Annotated in this window: 12 protein-coding genes and 1 pseudogene; 11 read left to right on the forward strand and 2 right to left on the reverse strand. The window is 38.0% G+C overall.

Going from position 1 to position 14544, the window contains the following annotated elements; genetic code table 11:
• Positions 1 to 88: 88 nt before the first annotated feature.
• The 4 genes from ACQKOF_RS11560 to glpK all read left to right on the forward strand — a co-directional run bounded on the left by ACQKOF_RS11560 (position 89) and on the right by glpK (position 4862).
• Entirely contained in the window at positions 89 to 1732 is a 1644-nt protein-coding gene (locus ACQKOF_RS11560) for a glycerol-3-phosphate dehydrogenase/oxidase (protein WP_427556894.1), read from the forward strand.
• 56 nt (positions 1733 to 1788) lie between these two features.
• Positions 1789 to 2352 carry a glycerol-3-phosphate responsive antiterminator gene (locus ACQKOF_RS11565; RefSeq protein ID WP_427556897.1) on the forward strand — a complete coding sequence of 188 codons (564 nt, stop codon included), beginning with the start codon at positions 1789 to 1791 and terminating at the stop codon, positions 2350 to 2352.
• Between the two features lie 155 nt (positions 2353 to 2507).
• Positions 2508 to 3311 carry an MIP/aquaporin family protein gene (locus tag ACQKOF_RS11570; protein WP_370045305.1) on the forward strand — a complete coding sequence of 268 codons (804 nt, stop codon included), beginning with the start codon at positions 2508 to 2510 and terminating at the stop codon, positions 3309 to 3311.
• Positions 3312 to 3365: 54 nt separating this feature from the next.
• Complete coding sequence (gene glpK, locus ACQKOF_RS11575) at positions 3366 to 4862, forward strand: glycerol kinase GlpK (RefSeq protein ID WP_427556900.1); 1497 nt, start codon at positions 3366 to 3368, stop codon at positions 4860 to 4862.
• 406 nt (positions 4863 to 5268) lie between these two features.
• Here glpK and ACQKOF_RS11580 read toward each other — a convergent pair whose 3' ends face one another.
• The gene (locus ACQKOF_RS11580) at positions 5269 to 5439 is read right to left on the reverse strand and encodes a DUF3888 domain-containing protein (protein WP_427556903.1); all 171 of its coding nucleotides are present in this window, start codon (positions 5437 to 5439) and stop codon (positions 5269 to 5271) included.
• Positions 5440 to 5997: 558 nt separating this feature from the next.
• On the opposite strand from ACQKOF_RS11580, the gene ACQKOF_RS11585 reads away from it, so the two are divergent.
• From ACQKOF_RS11585 to ACQKOF_RS11605, 5 genes and pseudogenes are all read left to right on the forward strand, one after another.
• Positions 5998 to 8079, forward strand: coding sequence for a catalase (locus tag ACQKOF_RS11585; protein WP_427556905.1), 2082 nt, complete (start codon positions 5998 to 6000; stop codon positions 8077 to 8079).
• A gap of 661 nt (positions 8080 to 8740) precedes the next feature.
• On the forward strand, positions 8741 to 10078 hold the full coding sequence (gene lpdA / locus ACQKOF_RS11590) for a dihydrolipoyl dehydrogenase (protein WP_427556908.1): 1338 nt from the start codon (positions 8741 to 8743) through the stop codon (positions 10076 to 10078).
• A 556-nt stretch (positions 10079 to 10634) separates the two neighbouring features.
• Positions 10635 to 10805: pseudogene (locus ACQKOF_RS11595) on the forward strand (LLM class flavin-dependent oxidoreductase); the annotation flags it as partial.
• 38 nt (positions 10806 to 10843) lie between these two features.
• Positions 10844 to 11377 (forward strand): NADPH-dependent FMN reductase, encoded by a 534-nt coding sequence (gene ssuE, locus ACQKOF_RS11600; protein ID WP_427556911.1) that lies wholly within the window; start codon positions 10844 to 10846, stop codon positions 11375 to 11377.
• Positions 11378 to 11455: 78 nt separating this feature from the next.
• Positions 11456 to 11596 (forward strand): hypothetical protein, encoded by a 141-nt coding sequence (locus ACQKOF_RS11605; protein ID WP_427556914.1) that lies wholly within the window; start codon positions 11456 to 11458, stop codon positions 11594 to 11596.
• Positions 11597 to 12109: 513 nt separating this feature from the next.
• On the opposite strand, the gene ACQKOF_RS11610 is transcribed toward ACQKOF_RS11605, so the two are convergent.
• A complete protein-coding gene (locus tag ACQKOF_RS11610; protein ID WP_427556917.1) occupies positions 12110 to 13132 on the reverse strand; it encodes an MBL fold metallo-hydrolase in 1023 nt (340 codons plus the stop codon).
• A 167-nt stretch (positions 13133 to 13299) separates the two neighbouring features.
• On the opposite strand from ACQKOF_RS11610, the gene ACQKOF_RS11615 reads away from it, so the two are divergent.
• Positions 13300 to 13680 carry a hypothetical protein gene (locus ACQKOF_RS11615; protein WP_427556920.1) on the forward strand — a complete coding sequence of 127 codons (381 nt, stop codon included), beginning with the start codon at positions 13300 to 13302 and terminating at the stop codon, positions 13678 to 13680.
• A 178-nt stretch (positions 13681 to 13858) separates the two neighbouring features.
• Positions 13859 to 14440 carry a TetR/AcrR family transcriptional regulator gene (locus tag ACQKOF_RS11620; protein WP_427556923.1) on the forward strand — a complete coding sequence of 194 codons (582 nt, stop codon included), beginning with the start codon at positions 13859 to 13861 and terminating at the stop codon, positions 14438 to 14440.
• Positions 14441 to 14544: the final 104 nt, after the last annotated feature.

Here is a 14544-nt window from a genome sequence, read left to right on the forward strand (position 1 = left end):
ATTGAGAGACCATTAAAAACATATGTACATTTGTACATGTGCTTTTAATGGTCTCTTTTTTTCGCTTTAAATAAGGAGGAATTTCATTATGAGCACAGCTTCAGCAATACAACGTCAACAAACGATTGTAGAATTAGAAAGTAAAGAATATGATTTATTGGTTATCGGTGGTGGGATTACAGGTTGTGGTATCGCATTTGATGCAATTGCTCGTGGACTATCTGTAGCGTTAGTTGAAATGCAAGACTTCGCCGCTGGTACTTCTAGTCGTTCGACAAAATTAGTGCATGGTGGACTTCGTTATTTAAAACAATTTGAAATAAAAGAGGTTGCAGATTTAGGTAAAGAGCGTGCGATCGTTTATGAAAATGGACCGCATGTAACAACTCCTGTTTGGATGCTACTGCCATTCCATAAAGGTGGCACATTTGGTAAATTCTCTACGAATATTGGCTTACGTGTCTATGATTTTTTAGCAGGGGTTAAACGTTCTGAGCGTCGATATATGTTAAATGCTGCAAAAACAATGGAAAAAGAACCTTTGGTCAAAGGTGAAGACTTACGCGGCGGTGGTGTATATGTAGAATATCGTACAGATGATGCACGTCTGACAGTCGAAGTTGCCAAAGCTGCCATCGAAAAAGGCGCTACACTCATTAATTATACAAAGGCAGAAAACTTTTTATACAATGACCAAAAGAAAATTAATGGTATCGTAGCTCAAGATTTGATTGCCCATAACACGTTTAATATTCGTGCAAAAAAAGTTGTGAATGCTGCAGGTCCATGGGTAGATGAGGTTCGTAATATTGAAGGGGAACAAAATGGCAAGCACTTAATTTTATCAAAAGGTGTGCACATCGTTTTTGATGAATCTAAATTCCCATTACGTCAAGCTGTCTATTTTGATACACCTGATGGTCGTATGGTGTTTGCGATTCCTCGAAATAGGAAAACATATGTTGGAACGACAGATACATTTTACGAAGGCGATGCCCGAGAAATGAATATCCAACAAGAAGATCGTGATTATATTATGAAGGCAATTCATTATATGTTTCCAAAAGTTAACGTCACTGATGCAGATATCGAATCAAGCTGGGCAGGCGTTCGTCCATTAATTCATGAGGAAGGTAAAAATCCATCTGAAATTTCTCGTAAGGACGAAGTATGGGAATCATCTTCGGGTCTTGTGACAATTGCTGGCGGTAAATTAACAGGTTATCGTAAAATGGCTGAAACAGTTTTAAATAAGATTGCACAAGATTTAGAACAACAATTTGGCATTGCATCTAAACCATGTTATACAAAGCAAATTCATATTTCTGGTGGGGATGTTGGAGGCTCCCAAAACTTACATGCCTTCGTGTCAAAACGAACAAAAATGGGTGTCGATCTCGGATTATCAGAAGAGGAAGCAAAACATTTAGCTCATCATTACGGTTCTAATGTGGATACTGTTTTTGAATATGCTAAAGAAAAGCATCCTGTTTTACCACAAGGGCTATATGCTCAGCTACTGTATGGTATACATCATGAAATGGTTGTTCATCCAAACGACTTTATGATTCGTCGTACAGCATATATGTTCTTTAATATCGCCCTTGTGAAACAATATAAAGATGCGATATTAGATGAAATGGCAAAACAATTACATTGGTCAACTGAACAACGTACTCAATATGAAAAAGATTTAAATTTAGAAATAACAAGAGCTTCAACTGCATTATAATAAAAAGGAGGGTCGTCTTAAAGGCGACCTGACTTTTTGAATAAAGGGGAAATCAAATGAATTTCAATGATCAACAAATTATTCCCGCTGCACGTACAGTTAAGCAATTTGATGAAATATTAAATAGTCGATTCGAATACATTGTTCTATTAGAAGTGCATATTAGTTTGCTCATGTCCATAAAACGAGAAGCAGATCGTAACGGTAAAAAATTAATTATTCATGCAGATTTAATTCATGGCTTAAAAACGGATAATTTTGCAGCTGATTTTTTATGTAATGATATCCGTCCAGCAGGTATAATTTCCACTCGATCTAATATGTTAATAAAAGCAAAATCTCGTGGGATTATTGCCATTCAGCGCGTCTTTTTAATTGATACGATTGCACTAGAAAAAAGCTTTTCAATGATTGAATTAGCGAAGCCTGATTATATTGAATTATTACCAGGCATCATTCCTTCAATGATTTCAGAAGTACACCAGCGAACAAAAATTCCTGTTATTACAGGTGGACTAGTTCGCACTGTTGAAAGCATAGAGGAAGCGTTATCAGCTGGAGCAGTAGCTATTACGACATCAAATAAGAACTTGTGGGAAAATTTCCAAAAATATTGTTGACTATGTATATTATTTTCTCTACAATGTACATAAGTTAAAAAGCGCGTGGTTAGGAAAAGGAACCCACATTTATTCATCTGCATTGAAACGTGCAGTTTGTTTAAGTGTGGGTTATTTTTTTACTAGGTGTACTATTACAAAGGGGGGCTTTTTGTATGTCAACATTTACAGCTGAACTTGTCGGCACGATGATTCTTATTTTATTCGGTGGTGGCGTTGTTGCAGGTGTATCACTGCACAAATCGAAAGGTTTTGGCGGTGGATGGGTAGTGATTACATTCGCTTGGGGTTTAGGTGTGGCTATGGCTGCATATGCCGTTGGTGGTATTAGTGGGGCTCATTTAAATCCTGCTTTAACAATCGCGCTTGCTACAATCGGTAATTTCCCATGGGAAGACGTACCTACTTACATTGCCGCACAATTGATTGGTGCATTTTTAGGTGGGGTACTCGTTTATTTTATGTATTTACCACATTGGAAGGGTACGAAAGATCCGGAAGCGAAACTAGCAGTATTTTCTACAATGCCTGCTATTAAACATCCATTATCAAATTTAATTTCAGAAATGATTGGTACATTTATACTTGTTTTAGGTATTCTAGCATTAGGAACAAATACAATTACGGATGGCTTAAATCCATTTCTAGTTGGTATGCTAATTGTAGTCATTGGGATGGCATTAGGGGGTCCTACTGGTTATGCAATTAACCCTGCACGTGATCTAGGCCCACGTATAGCTCACTTTTTCTTACCAATCCCAGGTAAACGTGACTCAGGGTGGTCATATGCATGGATTCCAGTTGTAGGTCCAATTATCGGTGGTACATTTGGTGCCCTATTTTTCCAACAAATTTTTGAGGGGAAAAATAGTATCGCATTTTGGGTGTTTGCTATTATCGTAGTTATTATTTTTATCAGTGCTCAAATGACAGTGAAAAATGTTAAAAGTGAAGGGTAAATCAATTATGCCTAGGCATAATTGCGATTAAAAAAATTATTGGAGGTATGACCGATGTCAGAAAAAAAATATATTTTAGCTTTGGACCAAGGTACAACAAGCTCACGTGCTATTTTGTTTGATGAAAAAGGGAGCATTCTCCACGTTGTACAACAAGAATTCCCACAATATTTCCCGCAATCCGGATGGGTTGAACATCACGCAGAAGAAATTTGGTCTTCTATTCTTTCTTGTATCGCTACAGTGCTTTCAGCAAAAAATATTGAATCAAATCAAATTGCTGGGATCGGTATTACAAACCAACGCGAAACAACTGTTGTTTGGGATAAACATACAGGGAAACCAATTTATAATGCGATTGTATGGCAATCACGCCAAACGAACGCTATTTGTGAGGAATTGAAAGAAAACGGTTACAATGATTTATTCCGTGATAAAACAGGTTTATTAATCGATGCATACTTCTCAGGTACAAAAGTAAAATGGATTTTAGACAATGTTGAAGGTGCTCGTGAAAAAGCAGAAGCAGGCGATTTATTATTCGGTACAATTGATACGTGGTTAATATGGAAGTTAACAGGTGGTAAAGTCCATGTTACAGATTATTCAAATGCTTCTCGTACATTAATGTACAATATTTATGATTTAAAATGGGATGAAGAAATATTAGACATTTTAGGCGTCCCTGCTTCTATGCTTCCTGAAGTTCGTCCTTCTTCAGAAGTGTATGGATATACGGAGGAAGCTCTATTCTTTGGTTCGGCTGTTCCAATTGCAGGGGCTGCGGGTGATCAACAAGCTGCCCTATTCGGTCAGGCTTGTTTTGAAGAAGGTATGGTTAAAAACACTTACGGTACGGGCTGCTTTATGTTGATGAATACTGGTGAAAAGGCAGTAAAATCAGAGAATGGCTTATTAACTACACTTGCATGGGGCTTAAATGGTAAGGTTACTTACGCTTTAGAAGGAAGTATTTTCGTAGCTGGCTCTGCTATTCAATGGTTACGCGACGGCTTACGAATGTTCCGTTCTGCTTCTGAATCTGAGCAATATGCGGCACGTGTAGAGTCGTCTGACGGTGTTTATGTAGTTCCTGCATTCGTTGGTCTAGGGACACCTTATTGGGATTCAGATGTACGAGGTGCAGTCTTCGGTTTAACGCGCGGTACTTCTAAAGAACATTTTGTACGTGCAACATTAGAATCGTTAGCGTATCAAACAAAAGACGTACTTGGTGCAATGGAAGCGGATGCCAATATTCCACTAGCGAAATTACGTGTAGATGGTGGTGCTGTTGCAAACAATTTCTTAATGCAATTCCAATCAGATTTATTAAACGTTCCTGTTGATCGTCCAGTCATTAACGAAACAACAGCTTTAGGTGCTGCGTATTTAGCAGGTTTAGCAGTTGGCTTCTGGAAAACAACAGATGAAATTAGTGAGTATTGGAATTTAGATCGTCAATTCACACCTAATATGGATGACTCACATCGTGAAGAGCTTTATGCAGGCTGGAAAAAAGCTGTAGCCGCTGCTCAAGCGTTTAAATAATATTATGAATTAGTTAAAGATAGCTGAATAGTGACGAAAAAACCTTGATAGGCTGATTTGAAGCGGACCCAAGTTGTTAGACAAAAATCTAACTGGGATCACTTCACTAGCCAATCAAGGTTTTTTAGGTCTGCACCCATATTTGCACTTACATATTTTGAAGATAGAACTAAGATTAACATAAAAATAACAACAAATACATTACTATCCACAATTACAATATTATGTTTTGTCGTAAATTAAGAAATAATTGAGTGTAGATTTGAAAAAAAGTCGTACCGTTTTACCCCTTTGGATATGGTTATCTAAAGGGGTGCTTTACTGGAACAACAGTAAGGTATTTCTTATTGTGCTAACGGACCAGAATAGTTCAAGATATTGACTAAATTATTGACCATACAATCATTTACTTTTTCTTTATGACATTTTTCAAATGTGGTGGGAGTTCAAAAATTTCCATGTGTTTAAAATCTTTAAGCTTAATTTCATTTGGAGCTATAGAAAACGTTAGTTGGTCTTTTCCTACTGGGTTATGTGCACCCAAAACTGGAGTGACTTCAAGGGTTACTGAAAACAAAACTTGTTCCTATTCTTTCTGATTTAAAATTTTTATTTGATATGGATACACCAAAGGACTCTCGGTAAGATAATCTGAATAGTAATTAGAAACTGTTTCTTGGATAATACTATTTCTTCTTTAGACTCTTTAGCAGGCTGATAATAATCTGATTCAGCATAAGTTAATGTTTGATATTGGAAATAACAGTGAAAAATAAGGAACTATAATAATTTTTTCATTTTTGAACCTTCTTTTTAATGTTTATTTTGTTCGTAAAAGATTAAATTATCTCAAGCAAATATTGCATTTTTATTCTAAATAAGCTAACAAGGTGCTTAAGTTGAACAAGAGATACCCAAAAAAATAACCAAACTTATTTATAAAAACTGTATTCTAAATTACCGAAAGAGGAAGTATTTTGATCAATCTGTTCAATGTACTTTCTTTTTATTTACTATAAAAAATGATTTTTAGAATAACCTTTAATCCATTGAGAATGTTTTTCTATAGCAATGCCTTGAAGCATGTTTATTCCATAAAAACATATAGTGTATATTGAGAATTATGAGTATTGGAATGAAAGGGGATTGCGTGGATAAATCTAAGTCGAATCAGCGCAAAAATTTAGACGAGAATGCGAAGGATCAGCAGCTAGAGCCGTTTCGTGTCGATAATGAAGGAAAAAAGATGACGACGAATCAGGGGCTAAAAGTTTCGAATGATGAGAATTCGTTGAAAGCTGGAGTTCGTGGGCCAACCATTATGGAGGATTTTCACTTTCGAGAGAAAATAACGCATTTTGATCATGAACGTATTCCGGAGCGTGTTGTACATGCGAGGGGCTTTGCCGCACATGGAGAATTTGAGCTGTATGAATCGATGGGGGAATATACTAAAGCGAAATTTTTACAGGACCCTAATAAGAAAACACCTGTATTTGTCAGATTTTCAACCGTAGTTGGAAGCTTAGGATCGATGGATACTGCACGTGATGTTCGTGGCTTTGCGACGAAATTTTACACGGACGAAGGAAATTATGATTTAGTTGGTAATAATATACCTGTCTTTTTTATTCAAGATGCCATTAAGTTTCCTGATTTAATTCATGCGGTAAAGCCTGAACCTCATAATGAAATGCCACAAGCAGCCTCAGCGCACGATACGTTTTGGGATTTTGTGGCGAACAATCAGGAAATCGCGCATATGATTATGTGGCATATGTCTGATCGTGCAATACCTAGAAGTTTTCGAATGATGGAAGGCTTTGGTGTTCATGCTTTTCGTTTCGTCAATGATAAAGGAAAATCGAGGTTTGTAAAATTTCATTGGAAGCCTGTGTTAGGGGTTCATTCACTCATTTGGGATGAAGCACAAATTATTGCTGGAAAGGATCCAGATTTTCAGCGACGTGATTTATGGGAATCCATTGAGATAGGTGATTATCCAGAATATGAGCTTGGTGTACAAATGCTTGAGCCAGAGGACGAATTTAAATTTGATTTTGATATTTTGGATGCAACAAAGCTGTGGCCTGAAGAGATAGTGCCAGTTAAAAAGATTGGGAAAATGACCTTAAATCGTAATGTGGATAATGTTTTCGCTGAAACAGAGCAAGTCGCCTTCCACCCTGGAAATGTTGTACCAGGCATAGATTTTACAAATGATCCACTTTTGCAGGGGCGGCTATTTTCTTATTTAGATACACAGCTAATACGTCTAGGGGGACCAAACTTTTCTGAAATACCGATTAACCGACCTGTTTGTCCAATTCATAACAATCAGCGCAATGGCTTTAGTCGTCAAACCATTAATATAGGAAAAGTGAGTTATCATAAAAATTCCTTGGCCAATAATACACCATCAACATCAACGGCAAGGGAAGGTGGCTTTGTCCATTATGAGGAAAAGGTTGAAGGACGTATCACACGAGCACGTAGTAAATCGTTTGATGATCATTTCTCACAGGCAAGGCTGTTTTGGAATAGTATGTCACCCCCTGAAAAACAGCATATTATTGATGCCTTCAGTTTTGAGGTAGGGAAGGTGAAAAGTAAGTCCGTTCGCCAACAGGTTGTCGATATGTTTGTCCGTGTTGATACAGCAATGGCAACGACTGTGGCCGATAATGTTGGTGTTAATCGTCCAAAAGGTGAGCAAATAAATGTCACATTATCATCACCTGCACTTAGTCAAGCTAATACTATAAAAATGCCACAAACACTTAAAGTAGGCGTGCTAATTGGTGATGGATTTGATGCAAATGAAGTTGGAGAAATACTGAAATATTTAACAAGACAGGGTGTTCGATACAGTATTATTTCCGACAGATTAGGGGTTGTTACTAGTAGTGATGGTGTACAGTTAACAGCAAGTGACACATTTATTACTACGGATGCAGTACTATTTGATTCGTTATATGTTGTAGGCGTAAAAGCAAAAAATCAGGCAAAGTTTAATTCGCATATTGTAAATTATATCAATGAAGCGTATAGACATTACAAACCGATAGGTATAGCTACATCTGGAACGACATTTTTTAATATGTCCAATGCCAATGTAGGACCAGGCATTGTGTTGGCAACTGGCGACAAAGATTTCGCTAAGAAATTTGTAAAAGCAATTGCTCAACAACGCTTTTGGGAACGGAATATTTATTAACTTACATTATTTTGCTCGCGGGTTTAGGGAATACTCGCGGAAGCAGGGAGAATATCCGCGGAAGCAAAGGGAATCCCTGCGAGAAGCAGATGGAATACCGTGATGACAATACTTATAATGAAATTCTCTCATTGTTCTATTAAGAATAATGAGAGAATATTTTTGCTTATTGTACGTTAAATTCAATTGTTGCTGATGGTTTGTACTCCATTTTTGTTCATTAGGGCCCACTGTGTAAAAATCAGCGCTCCCTTTTACGATATAATGTCCTTTTGGAAAATGACCATTCATTGTTTGTTTCATAAATTCAACGAGTTTAGGTTCTGAAAATTCGTTGTAACCGCCACCGCTCGTGTAGACCTCTTCGTAGGGAGCATTTCGTTCAAGAATACGTGTAATTAATGGAGTATCCATTGCACTAGGTATTTCAAAATTTCGGGTCGTTTCCTGCAAATTAAATAAAAATGGGGAGCCTCCGTGGTAAATGGTTACATTTTGTGCTTGCCCTACATATGTGAGTTTAGCTGTTATCTTTATGGATTCCCCCTCTGTGAAGGTGGGTTGACGTTGGGGTAGAAAAAATGTTACTGAATTTCCTGTAACATTTATGGCATTGCATTCAAATTTTGTAAATGCTATGGTGGTAAATGAGGTGAATTTTGTGGGAAAATTTGATATTGCAATTATTGGCGCAGGTCCTGGGGGCTATGTAGCAGCCATTCATGCAGCAAAAAGTGGCAAGAAGGTCGCTTTAGTAGAGCGCGATAAAGTAGGAGGGGTCTGCTATAATGTCGGCTGTATTCCTTCGAAAATATTGTTGGAACATAGTAAGCTCATTCAAGAAATACAACGTGGTAATGACTGGGGCATTGAAACTTCTACAGTCAATGTGAATTTTCCACGATTAATGAAACGTAAGGATGCTATTATTGACGAGCTTTTAACGAATATTGAGGACTTTATTTTGAGCAATCAAATTACCTTTTATCGAGGAGAAGCGGAAGTTTCTAATGATTTAACTGTAACAGTTGGTAGTGAGACCTTTACAGCAACGGATATCATTTTAGCAACCGGGAGTAAACCATTTGTCCCCCCTTTTAAAGGTTTAGAGACGTCTTCCTATTATACAACGGATACATTTTTTGATATGAAAGAGCTGCCAAAGCAGTTAACAATTATTGGTGGAGGCGTTATTGCAGTAGAGATGGCATTTAGTTTAGCACCACTTGGAACAAAGGTGACGGTGCTAAATCATAGTGAAGATATTTTACAGACAGAAGAGCCAGATGCACGACCACTTATTCGTGAAAAGATGAAAAAGCTTGATATTGAGCTTGTGACAGATTTCCAATTTGAGCATTTTAATGGTAATGGAATTCATACATCTAAAGGCATTTATACATATGAAAATCTTTTGTTTGCAACGGGTCGACGCCCGAATACAGAAATAGCCCAGCAGCTTGGATTAGCATTCGATGGTCGATTGATTGCTGTCAATGAGCATCTTGAAACAAGTCAGCCACACATTTATGCTATAGGTGACTTAGTTGGTGGTTACCAGCTAGCTCATTCAGCGAGTGCAGAAGGAATTCATGCTGTGGACCATATTTTAGGAAATAAGCCGGCACTGATTGATCAAACTTCGATTCCTCGCTGTGTTTATACACATCCTGAAATTGCGACATTTGGTTTATTGGAAGAGCAGGTGGAAGAACCTTTTACAGTTACTCAAATGCCTTTACATACAAACCCTAAGGCATTAATGGAAGGAAATACAGTCGGCTTTATTAAGCTTATTGCGACGAAAAAGGAAGGACGTATTTTAGGAGCTTGTGTTGTTGCTGATGGGGCAACGGAAATGTTAAATGCTATTTTAGCTACTAAAAATGCTGGTGGCAATGCCCATACTCTCGCAAATATGATTTTCCCACATCCTACAGTATCAGAGCATATTGGGGATGGTGCAAAAGCTGTTTTTGACAAAGCCATTCACCAATAAAGGTCTCAAAACTACATTCTTCAGAGGAAGGCTATCCTTCTCGTTGGGGGAATGTAGTTTTTTCTTTTAATTTTATGAAGTGAAAAGTACCCATAACAATACTGTTAAGCCAAATATAATTAGTCCAAAAAAAGGAGAGTGTTTTAAAAATAACAATATGATACTTTTTGGGAGCGAATTTTTCGGAAATTAATAATGCAACACCTAATACCAAATCATATAAAATGCGTTTCTAGCAATAAATAATAAAAACAGCATTAATTTACTCATATAATAACATCTCGCCTAATGAAATATCGTGTTCAGCATCGCAATGAGGACAGTCAAACTGAGGAGTCGTTGAAGAAAAGCCTATTGACTTTGTAGGTTATTGTGTTATGTTAATTCTATAAGAATACTTGGTTTTGAAATTGAGTTGACTAGACATCTAGAGGCTTCTATTTTACGTAACGGATTTTCTCCGACCGTAAATATAGAAGCCTTTTTTATCTTTATATCGTGAATTTCTATTGAATTTGAGGAGGATGGGAATATGAGATTAGGATTTTAACTACCGATTTTTGGGGGATGGTTACGTAATGTAGAAAATGAGAATATGCCTGCAATATTTGATTACGTAAAATAGGTTATTCAAACAGGAGAAAAACTTGGCTTTGATGCGACGCTTATTGCCGAGCTATATTTAAATGATATTAAGGGCATTAATGCTGATGCACTTGAGGCGTGGATTTTTTTGTAGTAACTATGTATAGGGGAGTGGTAAATATGGTGAAAGCAGTTATTGTTAATGGTAGTAATTCGAGAAATTCACGCGTGACGGCTATTCATGATAAGGTGGAAAACTACTTAAAAGCACATGGAATAGTGGTACACACAAATTATGTACATGAACTGCCAGCCGAGGACTTAATTACGGCTAATTTTGCAAGTGAGGCCATCATTTCAGAAAATATACAAGTTGAAAAAGCAGATATTATCATACTTTTAACGCCTATTTATAAAGCTTCATATTCAGGAATAATAAAAACTTATTTAGATTTGCTACCGCAAAAAGCATTACATGGAAAGATCATCTTACCAATTGCTGTAGGTGGCTCTATTGGACATTTACTCGCATTAGAGTATGCATTAAAACCAATTTTAGCTGTATTAGGAGCTACGACTATTGCGCATTCTGTCTATATTGTTGATAAACAAATTATTCGGCTTGAAGATGGAAAGTTTGCTATTGAGGAAGAAGCTATCAACCGACTTGATGCAGAATTAAAACAATTACAGCAAATTGTATTAGTAAACTGAAAGATCCATTTAAGTATGAAGTTAGCGCATCACCATAACGTTTTCCGTTCCGACTAGGCGCTTTCCTGGGGGCAAAACGTGCGAAAGCTTAATAACGTTATTATTGATTTGGAAAATTTCCTTGAAGTATTTAGTGAGATTTTCAATAATCTTGAGGCACTCTTAATGCACTATGCAGCCATCTTGGAAAAGCGTGAAAATGTTCATTCTCAAACTTGAATTTAGTTGAGTCGTGGTAGACTTTTTAATTCCACCACCTAATAAGTTCAATATATCTTTCTAATTAATAGGGAACCGCTTCAGTGCTTTTGCTGAAGCGGTTCATTATATAATACCGATATATCTAATTAGAGAATTAGTTCCTTGTATAATCTATATATTGGATAGTCCTTATATGCCTCTTTAAAGTCTTCAGAAAAACTTTCATAAGATGCTTGAGCTTAAAGAGTACTTCCAAGCAAGCCACTTGCGGTCTACTTGCTAGTCTTTGAGCCAAAAATGAGCATGGTTTACGAGCTACCCAGCTTCGATTCATACAGAGCGAGTAAGTCTCTATAAAATTTACTGTTTAGTAAAGAAGCCTATTTTTTCGTAAAATGTTGGCAGGCCCCTTATCTAATTTATCCATCACACATTATATTTGACAGTGAGACAGTAGATACTTCCCTGTATTTGTGGTAAGAGATGTACGAATCCAATAGCTTCTGTAGCTGCCATAACGGCTTGCATGTGCTATTCTTGCCACACGCTCATAGGGTCCCATGGCTTGATCCGATCGCCATATTTCTCGGACAAAAAAGCTTTCATGTCTTCCAACTTTGCAGGGACCTCGTTCCAATTTGGAAGAGATGGCAACCCCCGTTTGCTTTTTAAGAGGATATCCACCGTAACATACAAACGTTCTGGCTGAATCCAATGAAGGAAGCGAGAAATATCGATTTGCTTGGTCAGGGACAAGGAATCAATCTCGTCATTGTAATGCTTGTTGAATTCACTGATTAGGTTCAAGAGGTAGTCTCTCTGCTCCTTCACGAAGTCCAGGCCGCAGATGGCGCCATGTCCTGGAACAACGATTTCGGGTTTAATGTCATCAATAATGCGATCAAGCACTTTAATCCAGTTGAGGGTTCCCTCTTCACTGTATGCCGTACAACCGTTAAATACGACATCGCCGGCGAACAGCACTTTTTCTTTTGGCATCCACAACAGCAAGTCACTGTCAGAGTGGGCCGGAGCTACATTGTAAATCATAACTTCAGTATCGCCAAGACGTATGTTGATATCGTCCTTTATCTCAATATTCGGGTGCATCCATTCTACGCCTTCCAGGTCGAATCCTTCAAATTCCGCTGCAAAAAACCGCTCTCCTTGAGTCGATTCCGAAGAATTCTTCCCTCTTCTGATTACGCTATCCATCCAGGCGATATTTTCGGTAAGGCGCTCTCTGGCCGCTTCCTTGTGCATAATAATGCAAGCTTCTTCAAACACTTTGTTCCCCCAAGCATGGTCGCTGTTATAGTGCGAGTTCACCACATAGGCGGGAGAGCCACCATTGCTTACTTCCTTAAAAGCATCTCGCATTTCTCGCGCATGGAATAAATCGAAGAACGTGTCATATACTAGGCCTTCACCTTTGTTGATAAACCCAGCATTGGCCCAACTGATGCCACGATACGGCGAAATACCGGCAAAGACGCCATCTGCGACTTCAAAAAATTTAACTCGAGGTTTTTGGATAATACTTCTATACTTCATATCAATTCTCCTTTGCATATATGTTTTTGGAGGTTAGTCATACTGACTATATCTTTAATATAGAGCATGGAGAATAAAAAAAACAAGCGAGTACTTGCATGCATTCACTCTATGCAATATGATATTAACTGAACAACATCACACTACATGGATGGAGGCGCTACAAAATGAAGCTAGTAACCTTTCACACCAAGACATCTCAGGAATCTCTGTTTGGGCTTGTCATTAACGAGAAATTTGTCGTGTCTTTTGCATCAATCATGAAAAAGCAGGGGACATTTGTTGACAGTCTACAAAGTATGGACAGCTATCTTCAACATTTGCCGGCAAGCCATGCTGCCGCTAAGGAATTGATGCAACATGCTGTTGGACAGCCGCATCAATTCAATGAAAATGAAATTTGCCCGATTGCAGCGGTAAAATTGCTGCCGCCGGTTCCGAACCCGGCTGCGCTTATTGATTTTGGGTTGACGCCAAGACATCTGAGAAATGCTGGCGTAAATCTGCTACAAAGAGAATACACAGGGCCGGAAAGAGAAGAGCGATAAATTAGGTACACTCACGCAATTGGTGCCTGATCATGTCAAGATTATGGAACCAAGCCGCTGGGAAAAAAGAAGCGATTTGCCTTAAATAAACGTTTATCAAAATGATGAACCCCGATCCCTATTGCATATGTAAAACTTGTAGTATAATAGGTTTAACATATGCAAAGGGAGTAATACAATGCATACTTCAGACAGAATTATTGAAGCTGCGACACTGCTCATAAAAAAGAAGGGCTATCGAGGAGTAAGCACCAAAGCTATTGCAACGGAAGCTAAAGTCAACGAATCTACAATTTTCCGGCATTTTGGAAGCAAGCAAGGCATACTGGAAGCCATCATTGAAAGACATTCGGATATCCCACAATTTGAGAAGCTGTTAAAAGAGGAAGCGACCGATAATCCGGAAATCGATCTGCTGAACGTAAGCCAGCAGTACCGCTTGTTTTTCCATAAAAATGCGGACATTATTTTGATTGGTATCCGCGATAAAGGAATGCTTCCCGAATTAGACAAGGTGCTGGCTGAGCCGCCGGTAAAGCTGCACTCTTTGCTGGTTGAATATTTTGAACGCCTGCAGAAGAAAAAAATTATAGCCAGACAGGATGCACGTCTTGCCGCTATGTCTTTTCTCTCTACATGCTACGGCTTTCAGATGAGCAAGCTGATTCACCAACAATATCAGTCCCAACTCGTCACCGAGGAAGAGTTCTACAAGTACAGTGTCTCATCGTTTGTTAAAGGAATACTGTCTCAGTCATAAAAAGGGCACGGAGTGTCATTTTGAGACAGTAAAAAAACACCTTATTTTACAGCCAGTTGACGGTATTGAACCGGTGACTGGTTGTTTAATTTGTTTATGAATAA

It is taken from the genome of Lysinibacillus sp. NPDC093190 (assembly GCF_050280425.1).
GTDB lineage: Bacteria > Bacillota > Bacilli > Bacillales_A > Planococcaceae > Lysinibacillus.

Coding starts and splice junctions, on each gene's coding strand:
- ACQKOF_RS11560 (WP_427556894.1), top strand. CDS start 89: ATGAGCACAGCTTCAGCAATACAACGTCAACAAACGATTGTAGAATTA.
- ACQKOF_RS11565 (WP_427556897.1), top strand. CDS start 1,789: ATGAATTTCAATGATCAACAAATTATTCCCGCTGCACGTACAGTTAAG.
- ACQKOF_RS11570 (WP_370045305.1), top strand. CDS start 2,508: ATGTCAACATTTACAGCTGAACTTGTCGGCACGATGATTCTTATTTTA.
- glpK (WP_427556900.1), top strand. CDS start 3,366: ATGTCAGAAAAAAAATATATTTTAGCTTTGGACCAAGGTACAACAAGC.
- ACQKOF_RS11585 (WP_427556905.1), top strand. CDS start 5,998: ATGAAAGGGGATTGCGTGGATAAATCTAAGTCGAATCAGCGCAAAAAT.
- ssuE (WP_427556911.1), top strand. CDS start 10,844: ATGGTGAAAGCAGTTATTGTTAATGGTAGTAATTCGAGAAATTCACGC.
- ACQKOF_RS11610 (WP_427556917.1), bottom strand. CDS start 13,132: ATGAAGTATAGAAGTATTATCCAAAAACCTCGAGTTAAATTTTTTGAA.
- ACQKOF_RS11615 (WP_427556920.1), top strand. CDS start 13,300: ATGAAGCTAGTAACCTTTCACACCAAGACATCTCAGGAATCTCTGTTT.
- ACQKOF_RS11620 (WP_427556923.1), top strand. CDS start 13,859: ATGCATACTTCAGACAGAATTATTGAAGCTGCGACACTGCTCATAAAA.